Source organism: Ruegeria denitrificans (assembly GCF_001458295.1).
GTDB classification, from domain to species: domain Bacteria; phylum Pseudomonadota; class Alphaproteobacteria; order Rhodobacterales; family Rhodobacteraceae; genus Ruegeria; species Ruegeria denitrificans.
In genome coordinates this window covers 204,410-231,395 of the sequence record NZ_CYUD01000009.1, presented here as the reverse complement: position 1 = coordinate 231,395, position 26,986 = coordinate 204,410, and the positions used below count along the sequence as shown (strand labels likewise).

Genomic DNA, 26,986 nt, shown 5'->3' with positions numbered 1-26,986 from the left:
TATGAACATGCAGCCTCCCAGCCGGTTTTCTGCAAACTCGGCCCAGATGCCCGTCGCGTTTAACCGGCACGAGATGTCCCATATTCTGTCCGTCTATGGCCGGATGGTCGCCGCCGGAGAATGGCGCGATTACGGAATTTCCAACCTGCGAGACATGGCGGTCTTTTCCATCTTTCGACGCACGGCGGAACACCCGATTTACCGGGTCGAGAAACATCCCCGTTTTCGGCAAAGGCAAGGGATGTATTCAGTGGTTGGCATGGATGGCCGCATCCTGAAACGCGGCCAGGATTTGCGTACGGTTCTAAGGGTGCTGGAGCGTAAGCTGATCCGTTCGGTTGACCTTGATTAAAGACGTTTATGGGCGGTCACCGGTCCGTCACCTTGTTCCAGAATACGCGTGATTGCCTGATCCATCGGCTCAAACGTCACATCCATGTGATAGGCATTGGCGTGCAGCAACATGTTGTCGCCATAGATCCAGGCGACGTGACCCTTCCAAAACAACAGATCGCCGCGTTTCGGTTCCGTTCCAGCGGGAAGGGCTTTGCCCAGTTCACGTTCCTGATCACCGCTGTCGCCAGGACAGGGTATACCGCAGGCAAGTAGCCCAGCCTGCACCAACCCAGAGCAATCCAGCCCGAAACGGCTGTTGCCGCCCCACAGATATGGGGTGCCCAAAAACAGCTCGGCCACGGATACCGGATCGGTCAGTCGGGTCGCGTTAAACTTAGCGTGCACGGCGGGAATAAACCCCAGTTCAGTCTCAAGAAATCCGTTCTGTTCGGACAGGACTTGCACCTTGCTGCCGAAACTCAATGACACTTGATCGGGGCTTTTCATATCCGGCTGCGCATAGGCATGGGTTGCTGGGGCCGTGACCCAGTGCGTATCGGGCACTGGCGGCCCCAACTGATCCGAGGTCACCCAACCCTGGTACCCATCCTTATCTGCGGCGATCCGGCTCCAGCCATCCTGTGTTTCGGCCACGGCAACTGTTTCGCCGAACAAAAGCTGTCGGTCCCGTGGCCCATCCGGGCGGCGCAACAGATCGGCGATAGGGGTTATGATACGCTGTTGAGTCATAGGTCCAGCATCTCGGGCAGGGCAGTCAGCAGGGCGCGGGGACCTTGACCGAGGCCACCTTTGCTGCGGCCCGGGGCTTTGCTGGGCTGCCAGGAATAGATGTCGAAATGCATGTAGCGATTATCGCCTACAAAACGGCGCAGGAACAACGCGGCAGTGATCGAGCCCGCAAACCCACCCGGAGGCGCATTATCCAGATCGGCAATGCCGGGTTCGATCATCGCTTCATAAGGTTCGTGGAACGGCATCCGCCAGACCGGATCAGCGGCTTGCTTACCTGCCTGCGCCAAGGCAGCGGCGGCACTATCGTCATCAGTGTAGAATGGCGCCAGATCGGGACCTACGGCAACCCGCGCAGCACCCGTCAGCGTGGCCATCGAGATCACCAGATCCGGTTTGCCTTCGTCCGCCAGCGTCAGCGCATCGGCCAGCACCAGCCGCCCCTCGGCATCGGTATTGTTGATCTCAACCGTCAAACCCTTACGTGAAGTTAGAATATCGCCGGGGCGAAAGGCGTTTCCAGCCACTGAATTCTCAACCGCCGGGATCAGCACACGCAATTGCAGCGGCAGATCCAGCGCCATGATCATTCTGGCCAGACCCAGCACGTTCGCCGATCCACCCATGTCCTTTTTCATCAGACCCATCGAGTTGCCGGGTTTCAGGTTCAACCCCCCGGTGTCGAAACACACGCCTTTCCCAACCAGCGTCAACTTGGGGCCGGCACTGCCCCAGTTCATCTCGATCAGCCGGGGATCCTGCGTGGAGGCCCGACCAACCGCGTGGATCATCGGAAAGTTTTGATCCAGTAGGTCCTGCCCCTTGATCACGTCGCACGAGGCTCCGAATTCCTGCGCCAGTGACTCGGCGGCGGCCTGCAACTGGTCCGGGCCCATATCCGCGGTGGGTGTGTTGACCAGATCGCGGGTCAGGGCCTCGGCCTGGGCCAGAACCTCGATCTGTGTTGCGTCTAGGCCATCGGGTGCGACAAGCCGAGCCTTGGACGGCGATTGCTTGGCATAGCGGTCAAATGCATAGCCGGTCAGCAACCAGCCCAGACATTCGGTATCCATCGCCTCGGGCGGGACGCCCGAAGCGATGTGATAGGTGCCTTCAGGCAGGGATTCAACCGCGGCGGCCAGGGGAAAGCGCCTGCGCGCGCGTCCTGTCGTCTTGCCATACCCCGCCACCGCAAAATACGGGGCTCCATCAGGCCCAGGGATCAGGGCCACCTGACCCAAAGCGCCGGTAAAGCCACTTGCCTTGATCCAGGTTGCCACACGGTCCGGGTGGTTGTTTAGCCAACCGTCTAGGTCGGTTTGCGCAATGACATGCAGCGGTAGCGAAAGGTCTGAAGGCGAAGCGAAGGACAGGGTCATGGAAATCTCGACTTGTTCGATTTTCGCCCAGCCTAGCCGCCCACGGCTTGTCCGCAAGCCCCGTCACACCGAAAGGTCCTGCTGATCCCAGATCACGGTCAACGATTTTTCACCCACGCGGATCAGCCGGGACAGGGTGGCACCTGTCGCGACGGCATCCCTCGCGTCCACTGATTGCGCCACATCCCTGGCAACACGGGCCAGTGCAACCATGCCGATCTGATCCGCGATGGCCACCAGCGACCGTGCGCATTTACGCAGCCCGGCCCAATCGCGCTGCCGCCAGAACCGTTCGCAATTCGACAGGCGCACAGCCAGTTCTTCGACCGTGCGGCACAGCACGTCCAGTGCGTTCTTGTCGCCCAGTTGCCGGTACAGCCCGTTCAGCCGATCCGGGTCCAGACGGACGGTTTCCTTGTGTTCAAGCGTGAGTATCTTATCCACCACATTTACCCCAATTCTTAATGCCCCCACGGCATAACGTGACATTGACTGCGAATTCCTTTGCAAAACCTTGCATTCACAGGGGATAATCGCTCGAATTTTCTGCGAATTCGGGGTAGAGCAGCCCCCAGCGAACAAATCAGGGACTTTCAAATGGATCACGCCAAACCTCTGCCGAACTATCTGGTCAAGCGGTATCACGGCTGGAAAGCCACCACATACGCTGAAAATCAAGTCTGGTACCGCCGTCTGGCTACCGAGGGACAACGCCCGCGGGCAATGGTGATTTCGTGCTGCGACAGCCGGGTGCATGTGACGTCGATGTTCGGTGCCGATCAGGGGGATTTCTTCATTCACCGCAACATCGCCAACCTTGTGCCCCCCTTCGCCCCGGACGGTGATCACCACGGCACCAGTGCCGCGATCGAATACGCGGTCACTGCGCTGAAAGTGGCGCATCTGATTGTGCTGGGCCATTCACAATGCGGCGGGGTTCAGGGCTGTATCGACATGTGCAAGGGGCAGGCCCCACAACTGGAAGCAAAAGACAGCTTTGTTGGCCGTTGGATGGACATCCTGAAGCCGAAATACGACCTAGTGGCCGATATCGAGGACAGCATTGAACAGGCGCGTCAGTTCGAACGCCAAGCGGTTGTCGCCTCGCTTGAAAACCTGATGACCTTCCCGTTCATCTCTGCGGCGGTTGAGGATGGCTCGCTTAGCCTGCATGGCTTGTGGACCGATATCGGTGAGGGCGGGCTCCAAAGCTATGACCCGCAGGAAAAAAAATTCGTGGTCGTCTGACCGACGCCGGTAGCTTTCGAAGAACAAAGGGTGGGGGATCAGGTCTCTGATTCTGCGCCCCTTTTTGATATACTGGCCTGATCCGGATTTGGATAGAGGACGCAATATGCGAGTTATCAAACGTATTTTTCTTATTCTGATTTGTCTTGTTTTGCTTTTGGTCGTCGGCTCGTACCTGCTGCCCGGAAAGGCCGTCGTTTCACGCAGCGTTTCCATTGAGGCCCCGGCCAGCGCCATCTTTCCTTATGTGAATTCCATGCAAGAGACCGAGAAGTGGTCACCTTGGCTGTCGCACGATCCGGAAACGCAACTGTCCTATAGCGGACCCGAAGCCGGGGTGGGCAATACCCTGAGCTGGAGTTCTGAGCATCGGCAGGTCGGTAGCGGCACGCAGGAAATCATCGAAAGCCTTCCAGATCAGACCGTCAAAACCGCGTTGGATTTCGGGCCAAGGGGCACTGCGTCGGCGTTGTTTCAACTGGCGCCCGAAGGCGATCAGACTCAAGTGACCTGGGGATTTGAATCCGATCTTGGTCTGAACCCTATGGCGCGTTGGATGGGACTGATGATGGATAAATGGGTCGGTGGGGATTACGAACGAGGATTGAGCAATTTAAAGGAATTGGTGGAAAGCAACAACTAGATTTCGGCAACATGGTTCTACGTCTGTTCGATCATGCCGAACGAGTACGCAGATTATTCAATCCGAATGCGGGCGAGCTTTCCAAGATGGTCTGACCCCATAAAGGGGCGCAGCTCGACCGTTCCGGTCGTTCCTTTTGGAAACAGAAGGTTGTCTATTGGTAAGGGAACCTGCCAGCTGCCACGGTTATGTGTGTTCAGGATGGTTCCGAAGCTTTGGTTGTCTGCGGCCGCTGCGATCCGCTGTACGCTTTCACCCCAGGGCACCATATTGAAATCGCCGGCAATCAGAACCGGGCCTTCAAGCTTTTTAATGCGGTCAGCAATCACCTGACTCTGTTTGGATTGCTTGTAAGGAAATGGCCAATTCAAGTGAACTGAAACGACCCATATCGGGCCACCGCCGGGTGCCTTGACCTGAACGCCGACAAGCCCATAGCCTTTCAGACAAAATTCGGAATTTTCGACAATTGGCAATGTCGTCAGGATGGCGACGTTTTGTTCGGGGCGAAACTCGCAAATCGTTTTTGCCGGGTAGTGCTCAAACATGTTGCCCATGTACTGGCGATTGTGACTGGATACTTCCTGCAAGGTCACGATCTGGGCATTGGACTCTAAAATGTCATCGGCCAACGAATAGCGTGGCCAGGCTTTGCTCATTAGGTTCTTTTGATACAAAGTAAGGCAGGTGCCTTTGCAATCCTCAGACGGCGCAGCATAGCTGGTAGCAATTGATCCTATGGCGATGATGGCAACAGCTGTTGAGCTCAAAGCGAAGTATCTTGCTCGCAAGCACAGCAAAACCACGGCGCAGGGTATCAATAATACACCCGCCAGAGGGCGAAACAGGGCAAAAGAGTCCCCGGCGGCAATGAATGGCCCGGTAAAGCCAATGACAACCAGTCCCATCAGCATGCTCGCGCAGCCAATGGACAGATTTCGTACAATCCCGTTTTTGGTCAAGAATCGCATGCTCTGCCTCTGTCGCTTTGTGCGGGCAATGCATGTGGTTTGCTGAGTCACATGTCTTGCTATCAAAGCGCAACATTTTGGTGACAAGCCAGCCTGTCTTTGTCAACAGGCAGAGGTGGAATGTGCCACGTCATCCGACATGGCACATTCGATTGATCGGATCAGCCCTTTTTCAGGGCTTCACGGCCCAGCAGTTCAGCGATCTGTACCGCGTTCAGCGCCGCGCCCTTGCGCAAGTTGTCAGACACGCACCACAGGTTGATGCCGTTTTCAACCGTCGAGTCCTGGCGGATACGGCTGATGAACGTGGCGAAATCACCCGCGCATTCGATGGGCGAGACGTATCCGCCATCCTCACGCTTGTCGATCACCATGATGCCCGGAGCTTCACGCAGGATGTCGCGGGCTTCGTCTTCGTCCAGGAATTCCTCGAACTCGATGTTCACGGCCTCAGAGTGACCGACGAAGACCGGTACACGCACGCAAGTTGCGGTGACCTTGATCGACGGGTCGACGATCTTTTTCGTCTCGACAACCATCTTCCACTCTTCCTTGGTCGATCCGTCTTCCATGAAGACGTCGATCTGCGGAATGACGTTGAAGGCGATCTGCTTCTGGAACTTCTTCGGTTCAACTTCGGTGGTGGGGTTGTAGATGGCCTTGGTCTGATCCCATAGCTCATCCATCCCTTCTTTGCCGGAACCCGAGACCGACTGATAGGTCGACACGACAACACGCTTGATGCGCGCGCGGTCATGCAACGGCTTCAGCGCGACAACCATCTGCGCGGTCGAGCAGTTGGGGTTGGCGATGATGTTCTTGTTCTTATAGTCGTGAATCGCCTGCGGGTTACACTCCGGCACGATCAGCGGAATGTCCGGGTCGTAGCGATAGAGCGACGAGTTGTCGATCACCACACAACCAGTCGCAGCCGCCTTGGGGGCGTAAACCTTGGTTGCGTCTGAGCCAATGGCGAACAGCGCCATGTCCCAGCCGGTGAAGTCGAAGGAGTCGATATCTTGGGTGGTCAGTGTCTTGTCGCCAAAGCTTACCTCGGTTCCCAGCGAACGACGGCTTGCTAGCACGGCAAGTTCATCGACGGGAAACTGGCGTTCTGCCAGAATGTTCAGCATTTCGCGGCCCACATTACCTGTGGCGCCGGCGACAACGACGCGATAGCCCATTTCATGTCTCCAAAGTTAAGGACGCGCGTTCATAGCCGCGTTGCAGCGAAGAAAAAAGAGGAATCGCGTTAATATTCCGAGGATGACGGCGATTTGAGGCGATTCTGGTCTCAGTCTTGCGCTAACAGGGATCGGTATACCTTGACGATCTCTTCTGCCTCGCCCTCGATTCGAAAATTCTGTTCGATATGCTGGCGGGCGGCGGTTCCGGCGGCGGCCATTTTCTCCGGGTCGCTCAGCATGCACTGCAATGCCTCGGCCAGCGCATCAACGTTGTCTCTTTCCGCCAGACGACCGGTTACACCATCCTGAATCTGCGCGCTAAAGGCGCCAACGCCATGGCAGGCGATGGCCGGAACGCCTGATGCCATCGCTTCAAGCGGGGTCAGGCCGAACCCTTCATGGCGGGCAGGGGCGACGAACAAATCCAGCGCGCGATAGGTTTCGACGATCTCTTCCCACGGGCGTTCGCCCAGAAACCGGACACGGTCGGCCAGCCCGGCCTGTTCCAGCTTGGTTTCCTGTTCACGCTGGAAGGCTTCGAATTCTTTCGTGGCATTGCCGGTAAAGACGACTTTGGCATCGGGAAAGGATGGCAGCACCTTGATCGCTGCATCAACCAACAGATCGACGCCTTTTTGGGGCCGAATACGCCCGAAACACCCTATCAGCGTCCCGGTTGGCAATCCAAGCTTGGCGCGCAGTGCTTCCTTATCCTCGGCCGGGTGGAAGATCTGCGTATCAACACCATGCATGATGACCTTTGACGGGTGTTCCAGAAACGAGGCCGCCTGCGGTGTGGTGGCTATCAAAGCATCCATTTTCGAGATCAGTTTTTTGGTAAATTCCGAATGGTCGCGCTGGGCGGCAGATGTGAACAGCAGCTTGTAGTGGCGGCGAAACACGGACCTTAGAAACAGCCCCATCAGCATTTCCGTGTTGCGGCGCGCATGCCAGACAATGGGTTTGCGATTGGGCAAAAACAGAGTCTTCCAAAGGCGAATATGTGGAATATTTTCGGACAGTCCCGGCCCCGTGGCGCGGATGTTGATCATCTTTGCCTGGATGGGTAGCAGCCGGATAACAGTTGTGGTCACACCCGAAAGGCTATGTTTCAGGTTCGGCGCCAGAACTTCGATATCCTGCATTGAGCTCTCCATGTCGGACGATCCGAAGCGGGATCAATCCATGCTGTCGCGGCTGAATAGATAGATCACGCATCCGATGGCAAGCGCGACCGCGAAAAAGCCGAATATTGCTGTGTAGGGTGCGGTTGGGCTGATGTCCACCGTGGCTGCGTGGATGCGTCCAGTGACAAATTGCGCCAGACCAACACCCCCAACACCAAACAGATTCAGCAGAGTCATGCCACGTCCCACTAGATGCGGAGCAACGAAAGCCCGGCCATGCGCCATGATGACCGGAAAGCTGGCCCCCAGAAAGCCGAACACCGCCATCAGCAGCACGGAGACCCAGACCGCATTGTCGACCCACAGGCTCAACAGGACCAGCGCCACCGCACCCAGCGAATTGCCACCGAAAATCACCCATTTCCGTGTGCTCAACATCCGGTCCAACGGCCCATATACAAAGGTGCCTGCAATCATTGCCGCGCCCATGATCAGGGTTGCCGTCCCGATCTGAGTGGTGCTGAGATAGAAAACATCGCTCAAGTACGGCCCGGCCCACAGCCCACGCGTAGCGCCCGAGGGTGCATAGGCCACCAACATCAAAGGCAGAATTGCCCAGAGTGCGGGTTCTTTCAACAGGTCAAGCACAGACCCCCTGTGTTCGGTCTCGACCCGTTTGGGATCATGCACGACGATCCAGATGCCCAGCGCGATGGCCCCCGAGACCAGCGCCAATACCCACATCGTCGCCCGCCATCCGACCAGTTCGACCGCCAGTGCGGTAGGGTATGACGCGACCAGATTGCCCACCGACCCGACGCCCAGCATCACCGCGGCCAAAGTCGCGAAGCGCGCCGGCGGGTATTCGCGGGCAAAGATGTAATAAGATGCCATCAGCACCGGAGAGCAGCCGATCCCGATCAGGCCCATGGCAATGGCGATATGAAACGGCGTGTTCGCCACGGCGAACAGAACTGCACCACCCGCGCCCCCGACCAACAGCAGCACGGCTGCTGTCAAGCGCGGCCCGATCTGGTCCAGCGCCCAACCTACCGGGAGTTGCATGGCGGCAAAGATCAGAAACCAAAGGCCCGAGGCAAAGGCCAGATCTTCAGGCGTGGCGCCGATGTCGCGGCCCAAATCGACGCTGAGCACTGCTAGAAAGGCGCGAAAGAACTGGCTGAGCACATAGCCCAGGCACAAAACCACCAGACTTGCCTGCATTAAACGCCCCTTTTCTTCAGCCTGCGCGGAAATGCTTGGCACGTCGCGATGCATCACACAAGCATGTGTGCTATGATGTTTTCACCGGACAGTGTTCACATTCGGGCTATCTTAACAATTACCCATCACCCCGAGGTGCAGATGAAAGACGCACAGGCCGCCTTTTATGACAGCCTTCCCCTGCAGAGGGACTTTACTCGCCTGGCCCAGCCCGCGCGGTTTACGGCGGTGCCCGATGACTGGGCGCTGGGCGTGGCCGATATCGTTGATTCCACCGGTGAGATCGCCAAGGGGCGCTATAAAACGGTCAATATGGTCGGCGCGGCGGTAATTTCAGGCATGATCAACGGGTTGAAAGGGCAAGAGTTTCCTTACGTTTTTGGCGGCGACGGAGCCGGATTCGCCATACCCGCCAGCGCAATTGATACGGCTCGCATGGTGCTGGCCCAGCTGCGGCGCTGGGCGGACGAAGAGTTTTCAATCACGTTGCGTGGGGCTTTGGTGCCCGTTTCGGAAATCCGCTCGGTAGGTAAAGACCTGCGGGTGGCACGCTATGCGCCCTCAGATGGGGTGGATTACGCCATGTTTTCGGGTGGCGGGCTGGCCTGGACCGAGGCGCAGATGAAAGAAGGTCGGTTCGAAGTACCGCTCGCGGATCCGGGTGCTCAGCCCGACCTAACGGGCTTGTCCTGCCGCTGGTCCAACAGTAGGGCGCGGCATGGAATGATCGTCTCGGTCGTGGTGCAGCCGACATCCAAAGCGACCGAAAGCGATTTTGCCGACCTGGCCCAATCTGTCCTGTCCGCGGCCGAGCGGTTGGAGCGCGCAGGTCACCCTGTGCCGGAAAACGGCCCACCGATCAATTGGCCGCCACCGGATACTGAGTTGGATGCCCGAGTTTCACGGGCCGGACGCAACCTGTTAGCGCAAAAGCTCAAACTGTTGGGGCAAAACCTGCTGATTGCGTTGCTGTTCAAGACCGGCAAGCAATTGGGTCAGTTCGACCCCGAGCATTACAAACACATGGTAAGTCGCAACGCTGATTTCCGCAAATTCGATGATGGGTTGAAAATGACGCTGGATTGCGATCCGACCACATTGTCGCAAATCCAAATAATGCTGGAGCAGGCGCGCGGGCAGGGCAAGGTCCGCTATGGCCTGCATGCGCAGGACGAAGCGATGATGACCTGTTTTGTGCCCTCGGCCACGCGCGATGATCATGTGCATTTCGTCGACGGGGCCTCGGGCGGTTACGCGCAGGCCGCTGCCGGGATGCAGGGCTAAGGCGTTACTTCACTTTCCATTTGGTCGCTAAGGCCCGCGCCGCCTGCGCCAATAGCATCACATCGATTCCCACTGCCAGAAACTGCGCGCCCATGTCCATATAGGTCTGGTTTGCCAGATCATTGGTGCCCAGAATTCCAGGCGCCTTACCGGCCGCTTTGATGCGTGCAATAGCGTCGGCGATGGTGGCCTGCACCTCGGGCGCGGCACTGTTGCCTTGATAGCCCATGTCGGTGGACAGGTCCGCCGGGCCGATGAACACACCATCAAAACCGTCAACCGTCAGAATATCGTCCAATGCTGCCATCCCGGCGCGGTTTTCCACTTGTACCAACAAACAAATCTGCGCATCCGCCGTTTGAATGTAATCCGTGACTGACCCATAGCCAGTCGCCCGTGCGGCCCCTGCACCGACACCGCGTACGCCTTCGGGCGGATAACGGCAGGCGCGCACCAAGTTCCGCGCCTGTTCGGCACTTTCTACCATTGGCACCAAAATGGTCTGCGCACCGACATCCAACACCATTTTGATCAGCGCCGTATCACCCACGGGCACACGCACCACCGGATGAGTCGGGCTGGCCGCCAGCGCCATAAGTTGATCACGGATCGATCGGATGTCGTTTGGGGCATGTTCACCGTCGATCACCAGCCAGTCGAATCCGGCGGTACCCATGATCTCGGTCGCGACGGGTTCGGCGAAGCTGTTCCAGCAGCCAATCACGCGGTTTCCGCTAATTAGAGCCTGTTTAAACGGATTTTCGGATGCAGACATGGCGGGACCTCTAGCTAAATGAGCGAGCGATTTCAGTGATGACATCATAGGCCATCCGAACATCATCTTCGGTGGTTTCGAACTGACCGGCTTGAAAACGGATCGTCATATTACCGTCCACACGCGTTTGGGTCAGGTAAATGCGGCCATCGTCATTGATGGCATTGACCAGTCGCAAGTTCAGCGCGTCCAGATCGGGGTGTCCGTCGGGCGCATAGCGAAATGTCCACAGTGACCACATCGGTTGGGTAGTAATCTGGAAATCCGACTCGGCCGCCAGCCGATCATGCAGGTCGACGGACCAGTTCACATGGTTGCGCAGCCGCTCGCGCAGCCCCTCCAACCCATAGGCGCGCATCACAAACCAGAGTTTCAGCGCACGGAACCGACGGCCAAGCGGCACGGACCATTCCGAGTAATTGATGATTCCGTCCTTTCCATGAGTCTTCAAGAACTCCGGGCTTATAGCCAGCGTCTGCACCAGATCATCCGGGTTTTTCAGGAAATGCGCGCAGCAGTCGAATTGCACGCCTAGCCATTTATGTGGGTTGAAGACGATGCTATCGGCCTGATCTACTCCGGGCCAATAATGGCGATATTCCGGGCAGATCATCGCCGACCCGGCCCAAGCCGCATCCACATGCGTATAAAGCCCGTATCTCTGCGCGACCTTCAGACATTCATCGATAGGATCGGTGGCGCCGGTTCCTGTTCCGCCCACACACATAATGACACCAGCAGGCTGCAAACCAGAATCTAAATCGGACTGAATTGCCCTTTCCAAAGCCTCAGAATCCATCCCGCGCCAATCCCCCTTGATTGGAATGCGAACCAGATTGTCCTGCCCGATCCCTGCCACCCAGATGGCGCGGTCTACCGACGTATGAACCTCGGCAGAGCAATAGACGCGCAGCGGTTTCTGTCCGAACAACCCCTGATGATTGCCCTGCCAATTCAACGCCTTTTCCCGCATGGTCAGCACAGCAGCCAGCGTTGCCGAGGACGCGGAATCTTGAATGACACCGGCGAACCCTTCGGGCAGGTCTAGCGCCTGCCGCAGCCAGTCCATCATCCGCGTCTCCATCTCGGTCGCGGCGGGCGAGGTCTGCCAAAGCATACATTGCGGCGCGATGGCGCTGGCCAGAAACTCGGCCAGCACAGACGGGGCCGAAGCGTTTGAGTTGAAATAGGCAAAAAACCGAGGGTGCTGCCAATGGGTGATTCCGGGCATCACAATGTCTTCGAAATCGCTGAAGATATCCTCGATCGCCTGTGGCTGTTCCGGTGGTTGGGCAGGCAGGGCGTTCAAAATATCACCCGGTTCGGTCTGGGCGCGCACCGGTTTGTCACCTACGGTCAGGTGATAGTCCTGCGCCCATTCGGATATTTTTTTACCCCAGTCCGAAAACTCATCCCATTTCATCGCGATCCTCAACATCGTTTGGTGCGGGACTTTCCCGGCTGGATTTGCGTTGCTCATAGTGATGAGCAACGCGCGCAGAAGGTCAACGATCTTTCGCTTGATTTCCGTCGCCGGAACGGTCAGCACAGCCAAAATTTCGCGGTCTCAAGGTGACAATTCGACGCTAAATACGTAAAAACAGCCAGAAAAACTGCTAGTCCCGTTGCAGTATCAGTGGATTTCGGCAAGAATTTCGTATGACCAATGATGTACCATTGACGTCACGTTCATTGCCCATTGCGTTGCTGCGGGCGCGGGAACGGGTCATGGGGCCCATTCGCAAGATGCTGGCGGATGTTGGTGTCACTGAACAGCAATGGCGCGTGCTGCGTGTCCTGAATGAGGAAGGCCCGCAGGAGCCGACCCATATTGCGGATCGGGCTTGTCTGCTGTTGCCCAGCCTCACCCGTATCCTGCAAAAGCTTGAGGCCAAGGGCCTGATCCTGCGACGGGCGCACCCCTGCGATAAGCGCCGTCAGATCGTTGATATCACAGCCAAGGGGCGGCAGATCATCCAGGACAATATCCAGGTGACAGTTCATCTGGCCGAAGACCTGCGCACCAAACTGGGCCCCGACAGGCATGAGGCCCTGCTGGACCTGTTGAACGAATTGCGCGATTTGGAAACGTGACCTTCCTTATTCGAACCCCGCCAGAGACCGGTGTTGTCTCTGACGGGGCGGCCAGACGTGTACTGGATTATTTGCCTGGCCCGAGGCCGGTTGCGACGGATAGGTCCCGACGGTCCGACCCGCGTTTCAGAGAACGCGCTGATCTGTAATATGACCGGCATTCTGGGGCAAAGACCTTGGGGGTAACGTCTTTGGCCATAGTTCTCTGAAATATTCGCACCCGTTAGTGCCGCTTGGTTTGCGACCCCAGAGGATGTCTTGACGTGGCGGCGGGTGCTTGGGTCCCCGCCGTCTTTGCGAGTGGTGGTCAGAGCGTGCGGCACCCCGATTTGCCAGCATTGGCCGCTCTGCCAGTATTCAACTTAGAGCTGTCCCAGCCTTTTCCAAGGTGATGCACCCGGATTGTGAACAACAGCCATCGGGGCTTAGCTGTTTGTTAGGCTATATTGCGGGTTTTTCAGCGCGATCCGAGGTAAAGGGCGACTTGTTACCACAGATCACCGCAGTAAGATGCGCATTGCCTGATAGATTAGGGGGCAGCGATGTCAGACAGTTTGTTTTCTCTTCCCGATCCAATTGCAATTCCGGTGCAGGGACAGGATGCAGCCTATCCGGTCGGGCGGATATTTTGCGTGGGTCGCAACTATGCTGCCCACGCCGCGGAAATGGGGCATGAGGTTGACCGAGAGGCCCCGTTTTATTTCACCAAATCCGCGCCCAACGCAGTTTTGACTGGGGCAACCGTGCCGTATCCGCCGGGGACAGAGAATTTCCATTACGAGATGGAGCTGGCTGTTGCCATCGGTAAACCCGTCTTTCGTGCCAGCAGCGCGCAGGCCTGGGAAGCCGTTTATGCCTATGGCTGTGCTCTGGATATGACCCGCCGCGATCTGCAGATTCGTGAACGCAACAAGCAGCGCCCCTGGGATCTGGGCAAGGACCTAGAGGCCGGCGCGGTGTTTGCCCCACTGACTTCTGCTACAGACTGGTCACCACAAGACGGCACGCGCATTCATCTGAGTGTGAACGGCGACATTCGTCAGGATGCGACGCTGAGTGAGCTGATCTGGAAAATCGACGAGATTATCAGCCATCTGTCTGGATATTATCATCTGCGCCCCGGAGATTTGATCCTGACTGGCACACCTGCCGGGGTTGGTTCGGTAAAGGCTGGCGATGTGATCGAGGGTGGGATTGACGGGTTGCAGCCGATCCAACTGAAACTGGGAGGCGCGACATAGCCCCTATTTAGGGTCTTTCAGCCAGTCAGCGGCAAATTCAACGACGTCCAATCCAGCAAACCGACGGACTCGATCCAGTTCGGATTCCAGTCTGCGGGTCCGCGCATCGGACCAACGCACCGATCGTTCCGGCCACAGCGCGTTGATAAATAGGACACCTCGGTCGCGCAGCGCTTTCATGTCGATCCGTCCGATCATCCGATCGCCTTCCAGCAGAGGGAACACATAGTAGCCATAGGTTCGTTTGGCGGCGGGAACAAAGACTTCGATCCGGTAGTGGAACCCGAACAGGCGTTCGGCCCGATTGCGGTCGCGCAGCATCGGGTCAAAAGGGCTGAGCACCCGGATGCGACCGGAGGGTGAGAGTGGATCGCTCTCAGCCAAATCTGGGCGGGCGAGCAGCTTCCGCCTTCCTCCGTCGGCGCAAGTGATTTCTATTTCCTCCAAAATCCCTTGTTTTAGACCCTTATTACACCAATCTTTAGCCTCGCTAACGCTAACCGTGTCCCAGAATGCGGCCAGTTCTCCGGGTGTCGCAAATCCCAACCGATCCAGCGCCGCGTTACACAGCCAATCCACAGTTTCTTTGGTGTCGCAAACCATGTTGCCCGGGCACAGATGAGTGTCGATGACCCGTTCGGTTAGGTCATATCGTTTTTGAAACCCGTTGCGGCCAATCACTGTCAACGCACCCGATCGCCACAGGAACTCCAGCGCTGTTTTCGACGGGTGCCAGTCCCACCAACCGCCCGAGCCCTTCTTTTCGTCTTTGCCCACGTCCGACGACGATACCGGGCCGTGGTCGTGGATATGCTGCAGAACGGTGGCAAACTGCTGTTCAAACCCATCCCGGCGCCAGTTTTTCCAGCGGGATTTCAACAGAGCCGCGTCGCGTTGAAACCGTAGATGCCAATGACGGTAAAATTCCATCGGGATCACAGCGGCGTCGTGTGTCCAGTGTTCGAACAGTGCCTTGTCACGCTCATAAAGGTGCTTGAGGTTCTTGGTGCGATAAGATGGCCTGCGCGAGTACAGGATCATGTCATGGGCGCGGGCCACGGTGTTGATACTGTCCAGCTGCACAAAGCCCAGCCGGTAGATCAGCGCCAACAAATCCGCACCTTTCGCCCCGCCCGAAGGCGGCTCGGCCAGCGCATGGCGATCCATGAACAGGGTACGGGCCGTTTTATTGTCCAGCCGTCGCAGCGCCACAGGCTTAGCGCCGTTTCAAGGTTTCGCCGTAGCTGATCTTGGGGGTCAGGGTTACGCGGGTGTCAATTTCGGCTTCGGGATTGACCAATTGCGCGGCGATGATCTCGGCCGCTTTGCGACCGATCTCATGACGGCAGGCATCTATAGTGGCCAGTTTGCGCGGCAGCCCCTGTAGCAATTCGACATTGTTGAACCCGGCCAGACCGATCTGACCTGGTATGTCGATGCCTTGCTCCAGCAGATACAGCAACCCACCCGCCCCAATCATATCATTGGAATAATACAGGAAATCCAGATCGGGTGAGCGGTCCAGCATGGCCTGCGTCATCTCACGCCCTTTGGCCAGAGCCGAGCCACCGGAATAGAACTCGCGATCTTCGATCTCGATCCCGTTCTTGCCCAGCACTTCGGTGAAACCTTCAAAGCGCTTCCGAGCGCGGTGGTCCAATGGCATCTTGGTGCCCATGAAACCGATATGTTGGTAACCTGCCTTCAGGATCGCAGCAGCCATTTCGCGCCCAGCACGGCGGTGCGATATGCCGACCATAGCGTCCACTGGTTTGCCGTCCGTATCCATGATCTCAACCACTGGAATTCCGGCTGAATCCAACATCGCGCGGGCGGCGTCGGTATGTTCCAGCCCCGCGATGATCACGCCCGATGGCCGCCAAGAGAGCATCTCGTACAGGACCTTTTCTTCTTTTTCGGGCAGATAGTCGGTAACGCCGACCACGGGCTGCAATTCGGTGTCTTCCAACACCTGATTGATGCCGGTCAGAACCTCGGGGAAGACCATGTTGGATAGCGACGGAATAATCACCGCCACGAGGTTTACCCGGCTCGACGCCAGCGCGCCTGCAATCTTGTTGGGCACATATCCCAGTTCTTTTGCAGCAGCCAAAACGCGGGTGCGGGTGGCATCGGACACGTCGCCCCGGTTCCTCAGAACCCGGCTGACCGTCATTTCGGACACGCCTGATGCTTCCGAGACATCACGAAGGGTAAGCGGGCGTTTTGTTTCTGTGGTCACGGAGGGCACCTGCACTGTTGTTTTGCCTGATGGTAGCGTGAACAGGACGCAATTTACAACTGTTGTGCAAAGGTCATGACAACCCCGAAAAACCAAGGTACAGAGAGCCTTGCATGGCCCCGTGGCTCAACTGGATAGAGCAGCCCCCTCCTAAGGGGCAGGTTGCAGGTTCGAATCCTGCCGGGGTCGCCAGTTTTCCGAAATGATGTTCAATCTAAACGACTTGGGTGATCCATAGTCTTCAATGGGAGCGCCGTGCCCAAGACCTGCCTCAGACACGAACCCAATGGCAAGACGATTACATGTGTTGAATTATGCCGGGGTGCCTGCCATGCAGAAAATCGGAAGATGACAGCCTAATTTTTCGCAGAGTCAGTGATGGAAAAAATGTCCTGTGAGCGCGTGCTGATCAACCACCGTCAAGATACCTGTCAAAAAAAGCACATAGGCTACGGGAATTGTTGCCTTTCCACCGTTCCCTTGATCCTCACGAAACCTCATTTCAGAACAAGAGACTGACCCCTCTGGACATGTGCAGGGCCTGGGTTTAAACGACGTGTCGCCGCCTCAATAGCTCAGCTGGTAGAGCAGGTCCTTCGTAAGGACAAGGTCGGGGGTTCGAGTCCCTCTTGAGGCACCAAATAACTCCGCAAGATGCTGAATTTATTTTGATAATCGTTTTAGACAGTTTCTGTCCCCTGATTTGTCCCCCGAATTTTCGCTGATAGGACATGCGTGGACACCCTTGCACAATGCAGCGTTCGGTCGGAATCGGCTCTGAGCAGTCATTTGCTGCATTTGGCGCAAAAGTCTGTTCTGCTCTCTATTTTTCATTCCCTAGTCAGTTGATCAATTTCTGTGGTTCCTTGTTGGCGCGGATCAGTTCGCTGATGGTTTTGCGGGCTTGTTCAGCCCGTCGCGATCTGTCTCCGTGCTTTCACGGTGGATGGCTTGGCCCAGCAGCGCGGACACTTAAGCTAGCGCTGCGAATGACTGCTTCGAGCCCGCTCCGGTACTTTCATTTTTAAAGCTGGTTGACGCGAATAAAGAGCTGTTCGTCCTCCCGTTTTGATTGGGCCATCGCGCATCGATCTGAGTGGTCCATCTGACCGAAAGACTCGGATGACTGCCTTGAGCCCAAAGCAACCGCCTGGGTATCCAGGTTTGTTGATCGTTTGTTGCGGATTTGTATAGGCGGCGGTGTTGTAACCCCACATACGCCCACTTATGCATTTCATCGTGAGTCAGGCGACCATGAACGGGGGACTCAATGACCGACAGTGCCGAAGCAAGCCTTGAGTTGATCATCGAGCGAATAGAGCGAGAGTATTCGAATTTTTCCGTCTCCTCACGCTGGGGGCGACGTCAACTAATGCTAGACCGGAAGATGTTTGCAACATTCTCGGAGTTGGACATGTCGTTTAAACTTGGGGAAGACCAATTGAGGCAGGCATATTCGATTGACGGAGCGGAGACTTGGAATCCTAAAGGAAGGAAAAATCCGCCCAGAAGCTGGGTAATGGTTCCTGTATCCCAAAATAGGCACTGGATGCCGCTCGCTTTAGAAGCGGCAGAGTACCTCAGTAAGAGTGGCTCTTAGGGGCAGTTCCATGTAGCACGAGTCATGTCCGCTTCGTCCGCGTAGCGGTCATTCGCAGCAACTGTGCGAACGTCTGCACTGAGCCCAAATTGACAGATGCCGCAGCGCGCGCGAACGACCGCATTGCATATGCGAGCGGAATCTTGATCTTTGTGGGCGAAATTGAGCTCAGGGTTGGCTGACATTGAGATGCCTGCCTCCAAAAAGATCAAATTGGCGGCCAAATTCGCACATTGTAGAACGGTACTTGAAATAACTTGTCATGACCTTGGGAGGGACGACATGACAGATATAGAATCAATTTCTCTTGGATATGATCAAGATCCATCGCGCTCGAGTTCTCTACGGGCAGCAGCCTACACCGAAGAGAAATGGTTTGACACTGACCTCCGTTCTGTCCTGTCCAAAACTTGGCAATGGGTTTGTCATGCTGAAAAAACACGTGAACCGGGTTCTTTTGTCACCGTCGAAATAGCTGGCCAGCCGATCGCGGTGGTACGAGATAAGGAAGGCACGCTTCGCGCCTTCTATAATGTTTGCAAACATCGAGCGCATGAATTGCTTTCCGGTGAAGGCAATACGTCGCGGATCATGTGCCCGTACCATGCATGGGTTTACAAACTGGATGGGCAACTGGCCCGAGCACCTCATACTGAAAATCTTGAGGACTTTAGAACTGATGAAATTTGTCTCGATGCGGTACAGGTAGAAGAATTTTGTGGATTTGTATTCGTCAATCTGGACCCGAACGCCGCGTCATTGTCTGACCAGTCTGGAGATTTGGAAACCGAAGTGCGCCATTGGGCACCGGATGTTGATCAACTGACTTTCGGGCACCGTTTGACCTACGACATCAAGTCCAATTGGAAGAACGTCGTGGATAACTTCCTTGAATGCTACCACTGCCCGACGGCGCATAAAGACTTCTGCGATCTGGTGGATATGGATACCTACAAGGTTACGACCTATGACATCTATTCCAGCCACATGGCCGACGCTGGCAATAGTCCGAATGCCGCGTATGACGTCTCGAATGCGACCGTTAAGACGCATGCCGTTTGGTGGCTTTTCCCGACAACTTGCCTGATGCGTTATCCCGGACGGTCTAGCATGATCGTGTTGAATATCATTCCAGTTGGTCCCGATCGGACCCTAGAGACCTATGACTTCTTCCTTGAAACACCAGAGCCAGACGCGATGGAGTTGGACGCCATTCGCTATCTTGACGAGGTGCTGCAGGTCGAGGACATCGGTTTGGTTGAAAGCGTCCAGCGCGGCATGAACACACCTGCTTTCACGCAAGGCCGGATCGTCAATGACCCGGATGGATCGGGAAAATCTGAACATGCTGTGCATCACTTCCACGGTCTCGTGCTGGATGCCTATGCCAAAGGTGTTGCGTGACGCGTCCGAATTTCCTTGTGATCATGGCGGATCAGTTGGCTCCGCACTTCACGGGGGCGTACGGACACAAGGTTGCAAAAACTCCGCATCTTGATGCGTTGGCTGCGCACGGGATGCGCTTTGATGCTGCGTATTGCAATTCACCTTTGTGCGCACCGTCGCGGTTTGCATTTATGTCAGGCCAGCACATCAGCCGGATTGCAGCGTATGACAATGCGTCCGAGTTCAAGGCATCCGTTCCGACGTTTGCGCACTATCTCAAGTCATTGGGCTACCAAACGTGTCTTTCAGGCAAGATGCACTTTGTCGGTCCTGATCAGATGCATGGGTTTGAAGATAGGGTAACAACAGACATCTACCCTTCGGATTTTGCGTGGACACCCGATTGGGAAGCGCCGGATGAGCGGATCGATAAGTGGTATCACAACATGCAAACCGTCAAGGAAAGCGGCTTGGCCCATGCGACGTTCCAGATTGATTATGATGATGAAGTCGCCTTCGCAGCCAAGCGTTGGCTCTTTGATGCGGCCCGAGACAAGGCGCTTGGACAGGATGCGCCCTTTGCGATGGTGGCAAGCTTTATCCACCCGCATGATCCCTATGTGGCACGGCCCGAATGGTGGAACCTATACACGGACGAAGAAATTGACATGCCGGCATTTGTACCGGCCTTGGATAACCAAGACCCGTTTTCACAACGATTAATGGACGGGATCGAAGCGTCTTACGTCTCGCTGAGCGATGAAGAGGTTCGTCGTGCCCGTCGCGCCTACTTAGCAAATGTGAGTTACTTTGACAGCAAGATTGGTGAGCTGGTTCAAACGCTCGAAGAGACTGGCGAGCTGGACAACACGATCGTGATTGTCACAGCGGATCATGGCGACATGCTGGGCGAGCGTGGGTTGTGGTACAAGATGAACTTCTTCGAACACTCGGCCCGTGTGCCATTGGTCATGGCTGGACCCGGTGTCGCCACGGGCACGGCACAAAACGCAGTGTCCTTAGTGGACCTTTTGCCGACCTTTATCGAGATAGCGGGCGGCGACATGGGCATGATCGGGGAGCCAATTGATGGTCGCAGCCTAATGCCTTTGGCGCGCGGTGAGACCGATCCGGTTGACGAAGCGATTGGTGAATATTGCGCTGAAATGACGGGCTATCCGGTCATCATGATCCGACGCGGTCCATTGAAATACATCCACTGCGATAGTGATCCGCCGCAACTCTATGACCTAAGCGTTGATCCAATGGAGACGACCAATCGCGCCGCCGACCCAGCCTATGAAAACGCGGTGCACTTGTTTGCCAAAGACGTCGCCACGCGTTGGGACGGCGAAGCCTTACGCAAACAAATCATAGCAACCCAGAAATCGCGTCGCGCGCTTCATGCGGCGATGGAGGCAGGCGCGAGCAAGCCGTGGGACTACAATCCGCCGTCGGACGCGAGCCAGCAATATGTTCGCAACAACATGGATTGGACGGTTGCGGCCAACCGCTATCGCTATCCGCCACTGAAGGATCAGGACCAATGACACTAAACGGAAAAGTCGCCCTTGTTACAGGCGCCAGAGGCGGGATTGGCCGTGCCATTGTTGCGCGTTTTCTGAAAGAAGGCGTAACCGTTTATGCCGGCGATCTTACGCCTCAAGGATCGCTTGCCGCGCATGACGATGATGGCAGCCATTTCGTTAAGTTGGACGTGACGCAAGAAGCAGATGCGATTGCGGCGATGGATCATGTCCGCACGGCACACGGAAAACTTGATATCCTTGTGAATGCGGCTGGTATCGAGATTGAGAAGACAGTCGAAGAAACCTCGCTCGAGGAATGGAACCAAAGCTTTGCGGTGAATTCTACAGGCACGTTCCTGACCTCCAAATACGCCCTGCCTTTGATGCGCGAAGCGGCCAAGTCGGGTAATAGTGCAAGCCTGATCAATTTTGGCTCCTACGATGGTTTCATCGCTGATCCAGGCCTTGCCGCCTATTGCGCGACCAAAGGGGCCGTGCATGCCCTGACCCGCGCCATGGCCTGCGATCATGGTCCTGAAGGCATCCGCGTGAATGCGATCTGCCCCGGTTATATCGACACCCCGATGTTGCAAAGTTTCTTTGAAGGCGATGGATCAGGTGGCGGCGGCGGCAACATTGAAACACTGCAAAAGGCTGTTCGTGATGTGCATCCGATGCGCACCTATGGCACGCCAACAGACATTGCAAACCTGGTCAATTGGTTGGCAAGCGATGAAGCACGATATGCCTCAGGCCAACTCTGGGTGCTTGACGGGGGACTGTCCGCACAAGTGCAACAGATGAAGCTCTGATGCCCAAATCCGTCATCATAACCTGTGCGCCGACGGGCGGTATTCATACGCCATCCATGTCACCCTACCTGCCAATCACACCGGCCGAGATCGCGACAGCCAGCATTGAGGCGGCCGAAGCAGGCGCCTCAATCATCCACCTTCATGCGCGGCATCCAGAAACGGGCAAACCCGATCCCCGACCAGAGCTGTTCAAACAGTTTTTGCCGGTGATCAAGCAGGCCACAGATGCGGTGATGAACGTCTCAACCGGTGGTGGCTTGGGCATGTCGATGGACGAGAGACTGCTGGCGGCAACGTCAACCAGCCCCGAAATGGCCTCGCTGAACATGGGGTCATTGAACTTTGGTATCTTCCCGATGCTGCAGAAGTACACCGAGTTTCAGCATGATTGGGAACGTCCTTTCCTAGAGATGACCGAAGATTTCATCTTTCCCAATACGTTCAAAACAATCCGCTATGCGATTGAAAAGCTGGGCGGGGATCATGGGACGAAGTTTGAGTTTGAATGCTATGACCTTGGCCATCTCTACAACGTCAAATGGTTCATTGATCAGGGGCTGATCCAACCGCCGTTTTTCATCCAGATGGTCTTTGGTATTCTGGGGGGTGTGGGGGCCGACCCCGACCACCTGACCCACATGCACAATACCGCAGACAAACTGTTTGGTGCGGAAAACTACGAATGGTCGGTCTTGGCGGCTGGCCGCCATCAGATGCCTTTTGCCACGCAAAGTGCGATGCGCGGCGGTAATCTGCGGGTGGGACTAGAGGACAGCCTGTTCATTGGCAAAGGTGAGCTGGCCAAATCGAATGCGGAACAAGTGACCCGCATTCGCACAATCATCGAAAACCTCGGGCTCACAGTGGCCACACCGGCAGAGGCACGGGCGCGGCTCGCGCTTAAGGGCGGCGATCAGGTTGGGTTCTAGGGAGACGCACATGCAAACGAAAATGTTGATCAACGGTGAAATGGTTGAAGGCGACGGGGAAGCTCTGGCGATTATTGACCCCGCGACCGGTGAGACCATCCATAAGGTAAACGAGGCTAGCGATGCACAGATTGCAGCCGCCGTGCGCGGATCAGAAGAGGCATTTGAAACCTTCTCGGCCGTTCCACCGGCTGAGCGCGCGGCACTTCTGCTGCAAATTGCAGATGTGATCGAGGCGAATAGTCAAGAATTGGCAGAGCTTGAAAGCCTTGATGTGGGCAAACCGTGGCCTTCGGCACATGACGACGAAATGCCACTGACAATAGATGTGTTCCGGTTTTTTGCGGGCGCTGCGCGCACATTGACAGGTTCCGCCGCAGGGGAATATGTCGCGGGCCACACATCTATGATCCGGCGCGATCCAATTGGCCCAATTGCGGCCATCGCACCTTGGAACTACCCTTTAATGATGGCGTCCTGGAAAATCGCCGCACCCATCGCTGCAGGGTGTCCAGTTGTGTTAAAGCCTTCTGAAATTACACCGCTTTCTACGCTGCGGCTGGCCGAGTTGTTGCAAGATGTTTTGCCGAAGGGTGTGTTGAATGTAATTCACGGCCGTGGGGCCAGCGTCGGCGATACCTTGATCAACAGCCCGCAAATGGAAGGGATCAGTGTGACTGGATCGCCTGCTACAGGCATGGCAGCGATGCGGGCAGCTTCGCAGCAGATCAGGCATGTGCATCTCGAACTTGGCGGCAAGGCTCCGGTCATTGTCTTTGATGACGCTGATTTGGATGCTGTCGCTGAAACGATCCGCTATGGCAGTTACTTTAATGCGGGTCAGGACTGCGCCCAGCCCTGTCGTGTGATGGTGTCGGATCAAGCCCATGACAAACTTGTCGCGGCGATTGCAGATCAAGTTGGTCAAATCCAGATCGGAGCGCCAAAAGCGACAGGAACCGAAATGGGGCCGCTTGTTTCGGCGGCTCAAAGAGATCGGGTCGCGGGATTTGTGGATCGTGCACGCAGTGCGGCCGAGGTCGTGTCAGGCGGAAACGCAGGCGAAGGAAACGGGTTCTTTTATGAACCAACAGTCATCGCAAACGTCGATAATGATGCCGAGGTTGCCTGTAATGAGGTCTTTGGCCCAGTTGTCACGGTTTCAAGGTTCTCAGACGCAGACGGGGCGCTGAAAATCGCAAACTCCGGCCCTTATGGGTTGGCGTCATCCGTGTGGACGCGCGATGTCGGGCGCGCGATGCAGATGACCTCAAAACTTCGTTATGGGTTCACATGGGTCAACACGCATGGGGTCGCCACACCCGAGATGCCCTGGGCTGCAATGAAAGGCTCTGGCACCGGCAGTGACATGTCCGTCTATGCGCTGGATGCCTATACAGCGATCCGTCATGTTATGGTGGCCCACTGATGCGGTTGACTGGCAAGCGTGCTTTTGTGACCGGCGGTCGGCAAGGGATTGGTCGCGGAATTGTTGATCAATTTATAGCAGAAGGTGCCAAAGTCATCACCTGTGGCCGTGGGCCAGCACCGGATGGTTTAGGGGCTGGCTGGCTGTCACTGGACGTGTCTGATGCCAAGGCCGTTGGTACCGCCGCGCAAGAACTTGGTGCATTGGATATTGTCGTGAACAACGCGGGTGTGCAAGTCGAGAAAACTGTCGTGGATAGCACCGATGCGGATTGGGATTTGGTCATGGGGGCCAACGCCAAGGGTGTTTTTAACGTCTGTCGCGCATTGATCCCGCACATGCGAGCCGGTGGTTCGATCATCAACATTGGTTCGATCTCGGGCAATGTCGCTGATCCGTCGATGGCGCTCTACAATGCATCAAAGGCGTTCGTGCATGGGCTTACCCGCTCGATCGCGGTGGATCATGGTCCGGCGGTTCGCTGCAATGCAATCTGCCCAGGGTGGATTGAAACTGGCATGCTGGACGCCGGGTTCGATTTGGCCAATGACCCAGCACAAGCCAAGACCGATGCGTTGGCACGGCATGCGGTAAGGCGTTTCGGCAAACCCGCGGATATCGCAGCGATGGCGCTTTGGTTGGCTTCTGAGGAGTCCTCCTTTGCAACGGGTCAGCTTTTCACCGTGGACGGCGGCATGACAGCGGCCTCCCCCCTAAATCCGGGATTGTTCTGATGTCACAGATAGAAAGAACGGCTATTCTCGGCGGCGGCGTTATCGGGGCAAGCTGGGCCGCATTGTTCCTTGCAGCGGGCCGAAGTGTGAGCGTTTTTGACCCTGATCCAAACACCGAAGGCACCGTACGCGCCTACGTTAAGAAAGCCTGGCCTGCGCTGGAAGAACTGGGGCTTACTGACCACGCGACACCTGATGCCATCCGTTTCGTACCAACGGCCGCAGAAGCCGTGGCAGATGCAGAATTCATTCAAGAGAATGTACCAGAGCGCTTGCAGATAAAGCATGCAACTTACGCAGAAATTGAACCGGAGTTGTGCACCCACGCCATCGTCTCAAGTTCAACATCAGGTCTGACATTGGAATCTCTGCAAGAAGGCTGGAGTGATCCAAGCCCGCTGATCCTTGGCCATCCATTCAACCCGCCGCACCTCATCCCACTGGTAGAACTTACCGCGAACCACGCCACCGGCTCAGATGTTCTTGACCGCACAGAAGCGTTTTACCGCGATATCGGCAAAGTGACGATCCGGATCAATAAGGGCATGCCAGGACATGTTGCCAACCGATTGCAAGCCGCTGTTTGGCGCGAGGCCGTCCATATGGCGGTTGAAGGTGTCGCAAGTATCGAAGACATCGACAAAGCGATGTGGGCCGGGCCAGGATTACGATGGGCCGCGATGGGGCCAACTTCTCTGTTCCACTTGGGCGCTGGCAAAGGAGGCCTAAAGGCCTTTTGTGACCACTTCAAAGACACGTTCAACGGTTGGTGGGACGATCTTGGTGATCCACGCTTGAATGATGATGTGATCAGACAATTGGTCGATGGGATGGATGCGCAAGCGCAAGGACAAAGCACCGAGGGGTTATCAGCGCAGCGCGATGAGATGCTCGTAGCCATGCAAAGAGCTACGAGACACCTTCGGACTTGATATCGGGCTTGAACATCGGCCACGCGCGAAACTCGAAAGGGACACGGCCTTCAATGCGATCAGAACTTGGTGTCAAACCAAACCGCTTGCGATAGGCGCGGCTGAAATGGACTTGTCCATTGAACCCTGACGCCTGCGCGATTTCGCTGAATTTCAACTCGGTTTGAGTGACCAACCCACGAGCGCGATCAAGGCGGATATCTCGGTAATACTCAACTGGAGATTTTTGGACATATTGCCGGAACAAGCGACTTAATTGCCGTTGTGAAACACCCAACTTCGCCGATATTGATGGTATCGACAAAGTCGTTTCCAAATGGGCTTCCATCAGATCAATAGCCTTTCGGACAATGCTGGATGTCACATACCCCAGTGGTTCCATATCCTTGGGGTTCTGAGATTGCCCTTCGCCGCGTACCGTGTGGTGGAAAAGATATCGCGCAGACGCATTGGCGATGCTTTCACCGGCCACAGAATGAATAAAGCGCAATCCCAGATCCGTTGCGGCTGTCCCTCCGCAGCAGGTAAAAATCCTACCATCCGTTATGAACGTGTTTTCCGAAACTGTGGTGTCACGCGCAATTTCGGCGAACGCATCAATATGTTCATAGTGAACCGTTGCGGTTTTGCCTTTAAGCAACCCAGCCTGTGCAAGAACAATCCCACCAGTATCCAACCCACCAATGATCGCGCCAGCCGCATGCCATTTCTGAAGTGCGATCTTAAACTGAGGTGTCACGTGACGTTCGGGCGTCCAACTTGTGCTGACGAGAACCAGCCATGGTGTGCGATTGGTCACATTCAGCAGTGGAGCAGTTTCAACGACTAAGCCACTGCTTGACTCGATTGGGCCGCCAACATCAGAGGCATAAGTCCAAGAAAATCGAGATGATCCCGAAAGGTAGTTCGCGATGCGGAAAGGATCAACAAAAGACGTAGTTGCCGAAACATTGAAGTGCGGGCTCACCAAAGCAACGACTTCTAATGTTTGGAGATCTTGGCTTTCCATGGCCGATTTTGTAAAGCACCGTCCAAAAATATCAACAAAATTCCCTGGTTGAGATCTATTTGCTGAAATCCTAAATCAATTGATGATCAAAAGTAGTCGAGCTCTAGCTTGGCGCACCGTAA

At 56.0% G+C, this 26,986-nt stretch carries 26 protein-coding genes and 2 tRNA genes; 16 read left to right on the top strand and 12 right to left on the bottom strand.

Annotated elements, in window-relative coordinates; all coding sequences use genetic code 11:
* Position 1: 1 nt before the first annotated feature.
* Positions 2-352, top strand: a complete 351-nt coding sequence (locus tag RUE5091_RS15290) for a DUF2794 domain-containing protein (RefSeq protein WP_058282780.1) — start codon at positions 2-4, stop codon at positions 350-352.
* On the opposite strand, the gene RUE5091_RS15285 is transcribed toward RUE5091_RS15290, so the two are convergent.
* From RUE5091_RS15285 to RUE5091_RS15275, 3 genes are all read right to left on the bottom strand, one after another.
* On the bottom strand, positions 349-1,086 hold the full coding sequence (locus tag RUE5091_RS15285) for a C40 family peptidase (protein WP_058282779.1): 738 nt from the start codon (positions 1,084-1,086) through the stop codon (positions 349-351). The genes RUE5091_RS15290 and RUE5091_RS15285 overlap by 4 nt on opposite strands.
* Complete coding sequence (locus tag RUE5091_RS15280; protein ID WP_058282778.1) at positions 1,083-2,465, bottom strand: leucyl aminopeptidase family protein; 1,383 nt, start codon at positions 2,463-2,465, stop codon at positions 1,083-1,085. The genes RUE5091_RS15285 and RUE5091_RS15280 overlap by 4 nt, the downstream gene beginning before the upstream one ends.
* Before the next feature lie 63 nt (positions 2,466-2,528).
* Complete coding sequence (locus RUE5091_RS15275) at positions 2,529-2,954, bottom strand: hypothetical protein (protein ID WP_082643674.1); 426 nt, start codon at positions 2,952-2,954, stop codon at positions 2,529-2,531.
* A 108-nt stretch (positions 2,955-3,062) separates the two neighbouring features.
* On the opposite strand from RUE5091_RS15275, the gene RUE5091_RS15270 reads away from it, so the two are divergent.
* Positions 3,063-3,713 (top strand): carbonic anhydrase, encoded by a 651-nt coding sequence (locus RUE5091_RS15270; protein ID WP_058282777.1) that lies wholly within the window; start codon positions 3,063-3,065, stop codon positions 3,711-3,713.
* Positions 3,714-3,819: 106 nt separating this feature from the next.
* Entirely contained in the window at positions 3,820-4,356 is a 537-nt protein-coding gene (locus RUE5091_RS15265) for an SRPBCC family protein (protein WP_058282776.1), read from the top strand.
* Between the two features lie 53 nt (positions 4,357-4,409).
* Here the strand turns inward: RUE5091_RS15265 and RUE5091_RS15260 are convergent, their stop codons facing one another.
* The 4 genes from RUE5091_RS15260 to RUE5091_RS15245 form a co-directional block, all read right to left on the bottom strand.
* On the bottom strand, positions 4,410-5,327 hold the full coding sequence (locus RUE5091_RS15260; protein ID WP_058282775.1) for an endonuclease/exonuclease/phosphatase family protein: 918 nt from the start codon (positions 5,325-5,327) through the stop codon (positions 4,410-4,412).
* 161 nt (positions 5,328-5,488) lie between these two features.
* Complete coding sequence (locus RUE5091_RS15255) at positions 5,489-6,511, bottom strand: aspartate-semialdehyde dehydrogenase (RefSeq protein ID WP_058282774.1); 1,023 nt, start codon at positions 6,509-6,511, stop codon at positions 5,489-5,491.
* A 110-nt stretch (positions 6,512-6,621) separates the two neighbouring features.
* Positions 6,622-7,659: a glycosyltransferase family 4 protein gene (locus tag RUE5091_RS15250; protein WP_058282773.1), complete on the bottom strand. Its 1,038-nt coding sequence runs from the start codon at positions 7,657-7,659 to the stop codon at positions 6,622-6,624.
* 33 nt (positions 7,660-7,692) lie between these two features.
* The gene (locus RUE5091_RS15245; protein WP_058282820.1) at positions 7,693-8,865 is read right to left on the bottom strand and encodes an MFS transporter; all 1,173 of its coding nucleotides are present in this window, start codon (positions 8,863-8,865) and stop codon (positions 7,693-7,695) included.
* A gap of 141 nt (positions 8,866-9,006) precedes the next feature.
* Between RUE5091_RS15245 and RUE5091_RS15240 the strand changes: the two genes are divergently transcribed.
* Positions 9,007-10,149: a DUF3095 domain-containing protein gene (locus RUE5091_RS15240; protein ID WP_058282819.1), complete on the top strand. Its 1,143-nt coding sequence runs from the start codon at positions 9,007-9,009 to the stop codon at positions 10,147-10,149.
* A 4-nt stretch (positions 10,150-10,153) separates the two neighbouring features.
* Here RUE5091_RS15240 and RUE5091_RS15235 read toward each other — a convergent pair whose 3' ends face one another.
* Entirely contained in the window at positions 10,154-10,924 is a 771-nt protein-coding gene (locus RUE5091_RS15235) for an HpcH/HpaI aldolase family protein (protein WP_058282772.1), read from the bottom strand.
* Between the two features lie 10 nt (positions 10,925-10,934).
* Positions 10,935-12,347 carry a pyridoxal phosphate-dependent decarboxylase family protein gene (locus RUE5091_RS15230; RefSeq protein ID WP_058282818.1) on the bottom strand — a complete coding sequence of 471 codons (1,413 nt, stop codon included), beginning with the start codon at positions 12,345-12,347 and terminating at the stop codon, positions 10,935-10,937.
* 236 nt (positions 12,348-12,583) lie between these two features.
* Here RUE5091_RS15230 and hpaR point away from each other — a divergent pair, with 236 nt between their 5' ends.
* Both hpaR and RUE5091_RS15220 read left to right on the top strand, forming a co-directional pair.
* The gene (gene hpaR, locus RUE5091_RS15225) at positions 12,584-13,018 is read left to right on the top strand and encodes a homoprotocatechuate degradation operon regulator HpaR (protein WP_058282771.1); all 435 of its coding nucleotides are present in this window, start codon (positions 12,584-12,586) and stop codon (positions 13,016-13,018) included.
* Between the two features lie 542 nt (positions 13,019-13,560).
* Positions 13,561-14,259 (top strand): fumarylacetoacetate hydrolase family protein, encoded by a 699-nt coding sequence (locus tag RUE5091_RS15220; protein ID WP_058282770.1) that lies wholly within the window; start codon positions 13,561-13,563, stop codon positions 14,257-14,259.
* Positions 14,260-14,262: 3 nt separating this feature from the next.
* On the opposite strand, the gene RUE5091_RS15215 is transcribed toward RUE5091_RS15220, so the two are convergent.
* Positions 14,263-15,471: a winged helix-turn-helix domain-containing protein gene (locus RUE5091_RS15215; protein WP_058282769.1), complete on the bottom strand. Its 1,209-nt coding sequence runs from the start codon at positions 15,469-15,471 to the stop codon at positions 14,263-14,265.
* 4 nt (positions 15,472-15,475) lie between these two features.
* Positions 15,476-16,501, bottom strand: a complete 1,026-nt coding sequence (locus RUE5091_RS15210; RefSeq protein WP_058282817.1) for a LacI family DNA-binding transcriptional regulator — start codon at positions 16,499-16,501, stop codon at positions 15,476-15,478.
* 115 nt (positions 16,502-16,616) lie between these two features.
* Between RUE5091_RS15210 and RUE5091_RS15205 the strand changes: the two genes are divergently transcribed.
* From RUE5091_RS15205 to RUE5091_RS15155, 10 genes are all read left to right on the top strand, one after another.
* Positions 16,617-16,693: transfer RNA gene (locus tag RUE5091_RS15205), tRNA-Arg, on the top strand.
* Between the two features lie 372 nt (positions 16,694-17,065).
* Positions 17,066-17,141, top strand: a tRNA-Thr gene (locus RUE5091_RS15200).
* Positions 17,142-17,771: 630 nt separating this feature from the next.
* Positions 17,772-18,101: a hypothetical protein gene (locus RUE5091_RS15195; RefSeq protein WP_058282768.1), complete on the top strand. Its 330-nt coding sequence runs from the start codon at positions 17,772-17,774 to the stop codon at positions 18,099-18,101.
* Positions 18,102-18,275: 174 nt separating this feature from the next.
* Positions 18,276-19,505 (top strand): aromatic ring-hydroxylating oxygenase subunit alpha, encoded by a 1,230-nt coding sequence (locus tag RUE5091_RS15185; protein WP_243470795.1) that lies wholly within the window; start codon positions 18,276-18,278, stop codon positions 19,503-19,505.
* Positions 19,502-21,037 carry a choline-sulfatase gene (gene betC / locus RUE5091_RS15180; protein ID WP_082643673.1) on the top strand — a complete coding sequence of 512 codons (1,536 nt, stop codon included), beginning with the start codon at positions 19,502-19,504 and terminating at the stop codon, positions 21,035-21,037. Before RUE5091_RS15185 ends, betC begins: the two co-directional genes overlap by 4 nt.
* On the top strand, positions 21,034-21,828 hold the full coding sequence (locus RUE5091_RS15175) for an SDR family NAD(P)-dependent oxidoreductase (protein ID WP_058282764.1): 795 nt from the start codon (positions 21,034-21,036) through the stop codon (positions 21,826-21,828). The genes betC and RUE5091_RS15175 overlap by 4 nt, the downstream gene beginning before the upstream one ends.
* Positions 21,828-22,760, top strand: coding sequence for a 3,5-dioxohexanoate:acetyl-CoA acetone transferase (gene kce / locus RUE5091_RS15170; protein WP_058282763.1), 933 nt, complete (start codon positions 21,828-21,830; stop codon positions 22,758-22,760). Before RUE5091_RS15175 ends, kce begins: the two co-directional genes overlap by 1 nt.
* Before the next feature lie 10 nt (positions 22,761-22,770).
* Complete coding sequence (locus RUE5091_RS15165) at positions 22,771-24,189, top strand: aminobutyraldehyde dehydrogenase (protein ID WP_058282762.1); 1,419 nt, start codon at positions 22,771-22,773, stop codon at positions 24,187-24,189.
* Positions 24,189-24,923 (top strand): SDR family NAD(P)-dependent oxidoreductase, encoded by a 735-nt coding sequence (locus tag RUE5091_RS15160; protein ID WP_058282761.1) that lies wholly within the window; start codon positions 24,189-24,191, stop codon positions 24,921-24,923. Before RUE5091_RS15165 ends, RUE5091_RS15160 begins: the two co-directional genes overlap by 1 nt.
* A complete protein-coding gene (locus RUE5091_RS15155; protein WP_058282760.1) occupies positions 24,923-25,855 on the top strand; it encodes a 3-hydroxyacyl-CoA dehydrogenase NAD-binding domain-containing protein in 933 nt (310 codons plus the stop codon). Before RUE5091_RS15160 ends, RUE5091_RS15155 begins: the two co-directional genes overlap by 1 nt.
* On the opposite strand, the gene RUE5091_RS15150 is transcribed toward RUE5091_RS15155, so the two are convergent.
* On the bottom strand, positions 25,833-26,864 hold the full coding sequence (locus RUE5091_RS15150) for a GlxA family transcriptional regulator (RefSeq protein WP_058282759.1): 1,032 nt from the start codon (positions 26,862-26,864) through the stop codon (positions 25,833-25,835). The genes RUE5091_RS15155 and RUE5091_RS15150 overlap by 23 nt on opposite strands.
* Between the last annotated feature and the right edge of the window lie 122 nt (positions 26,865-26,986).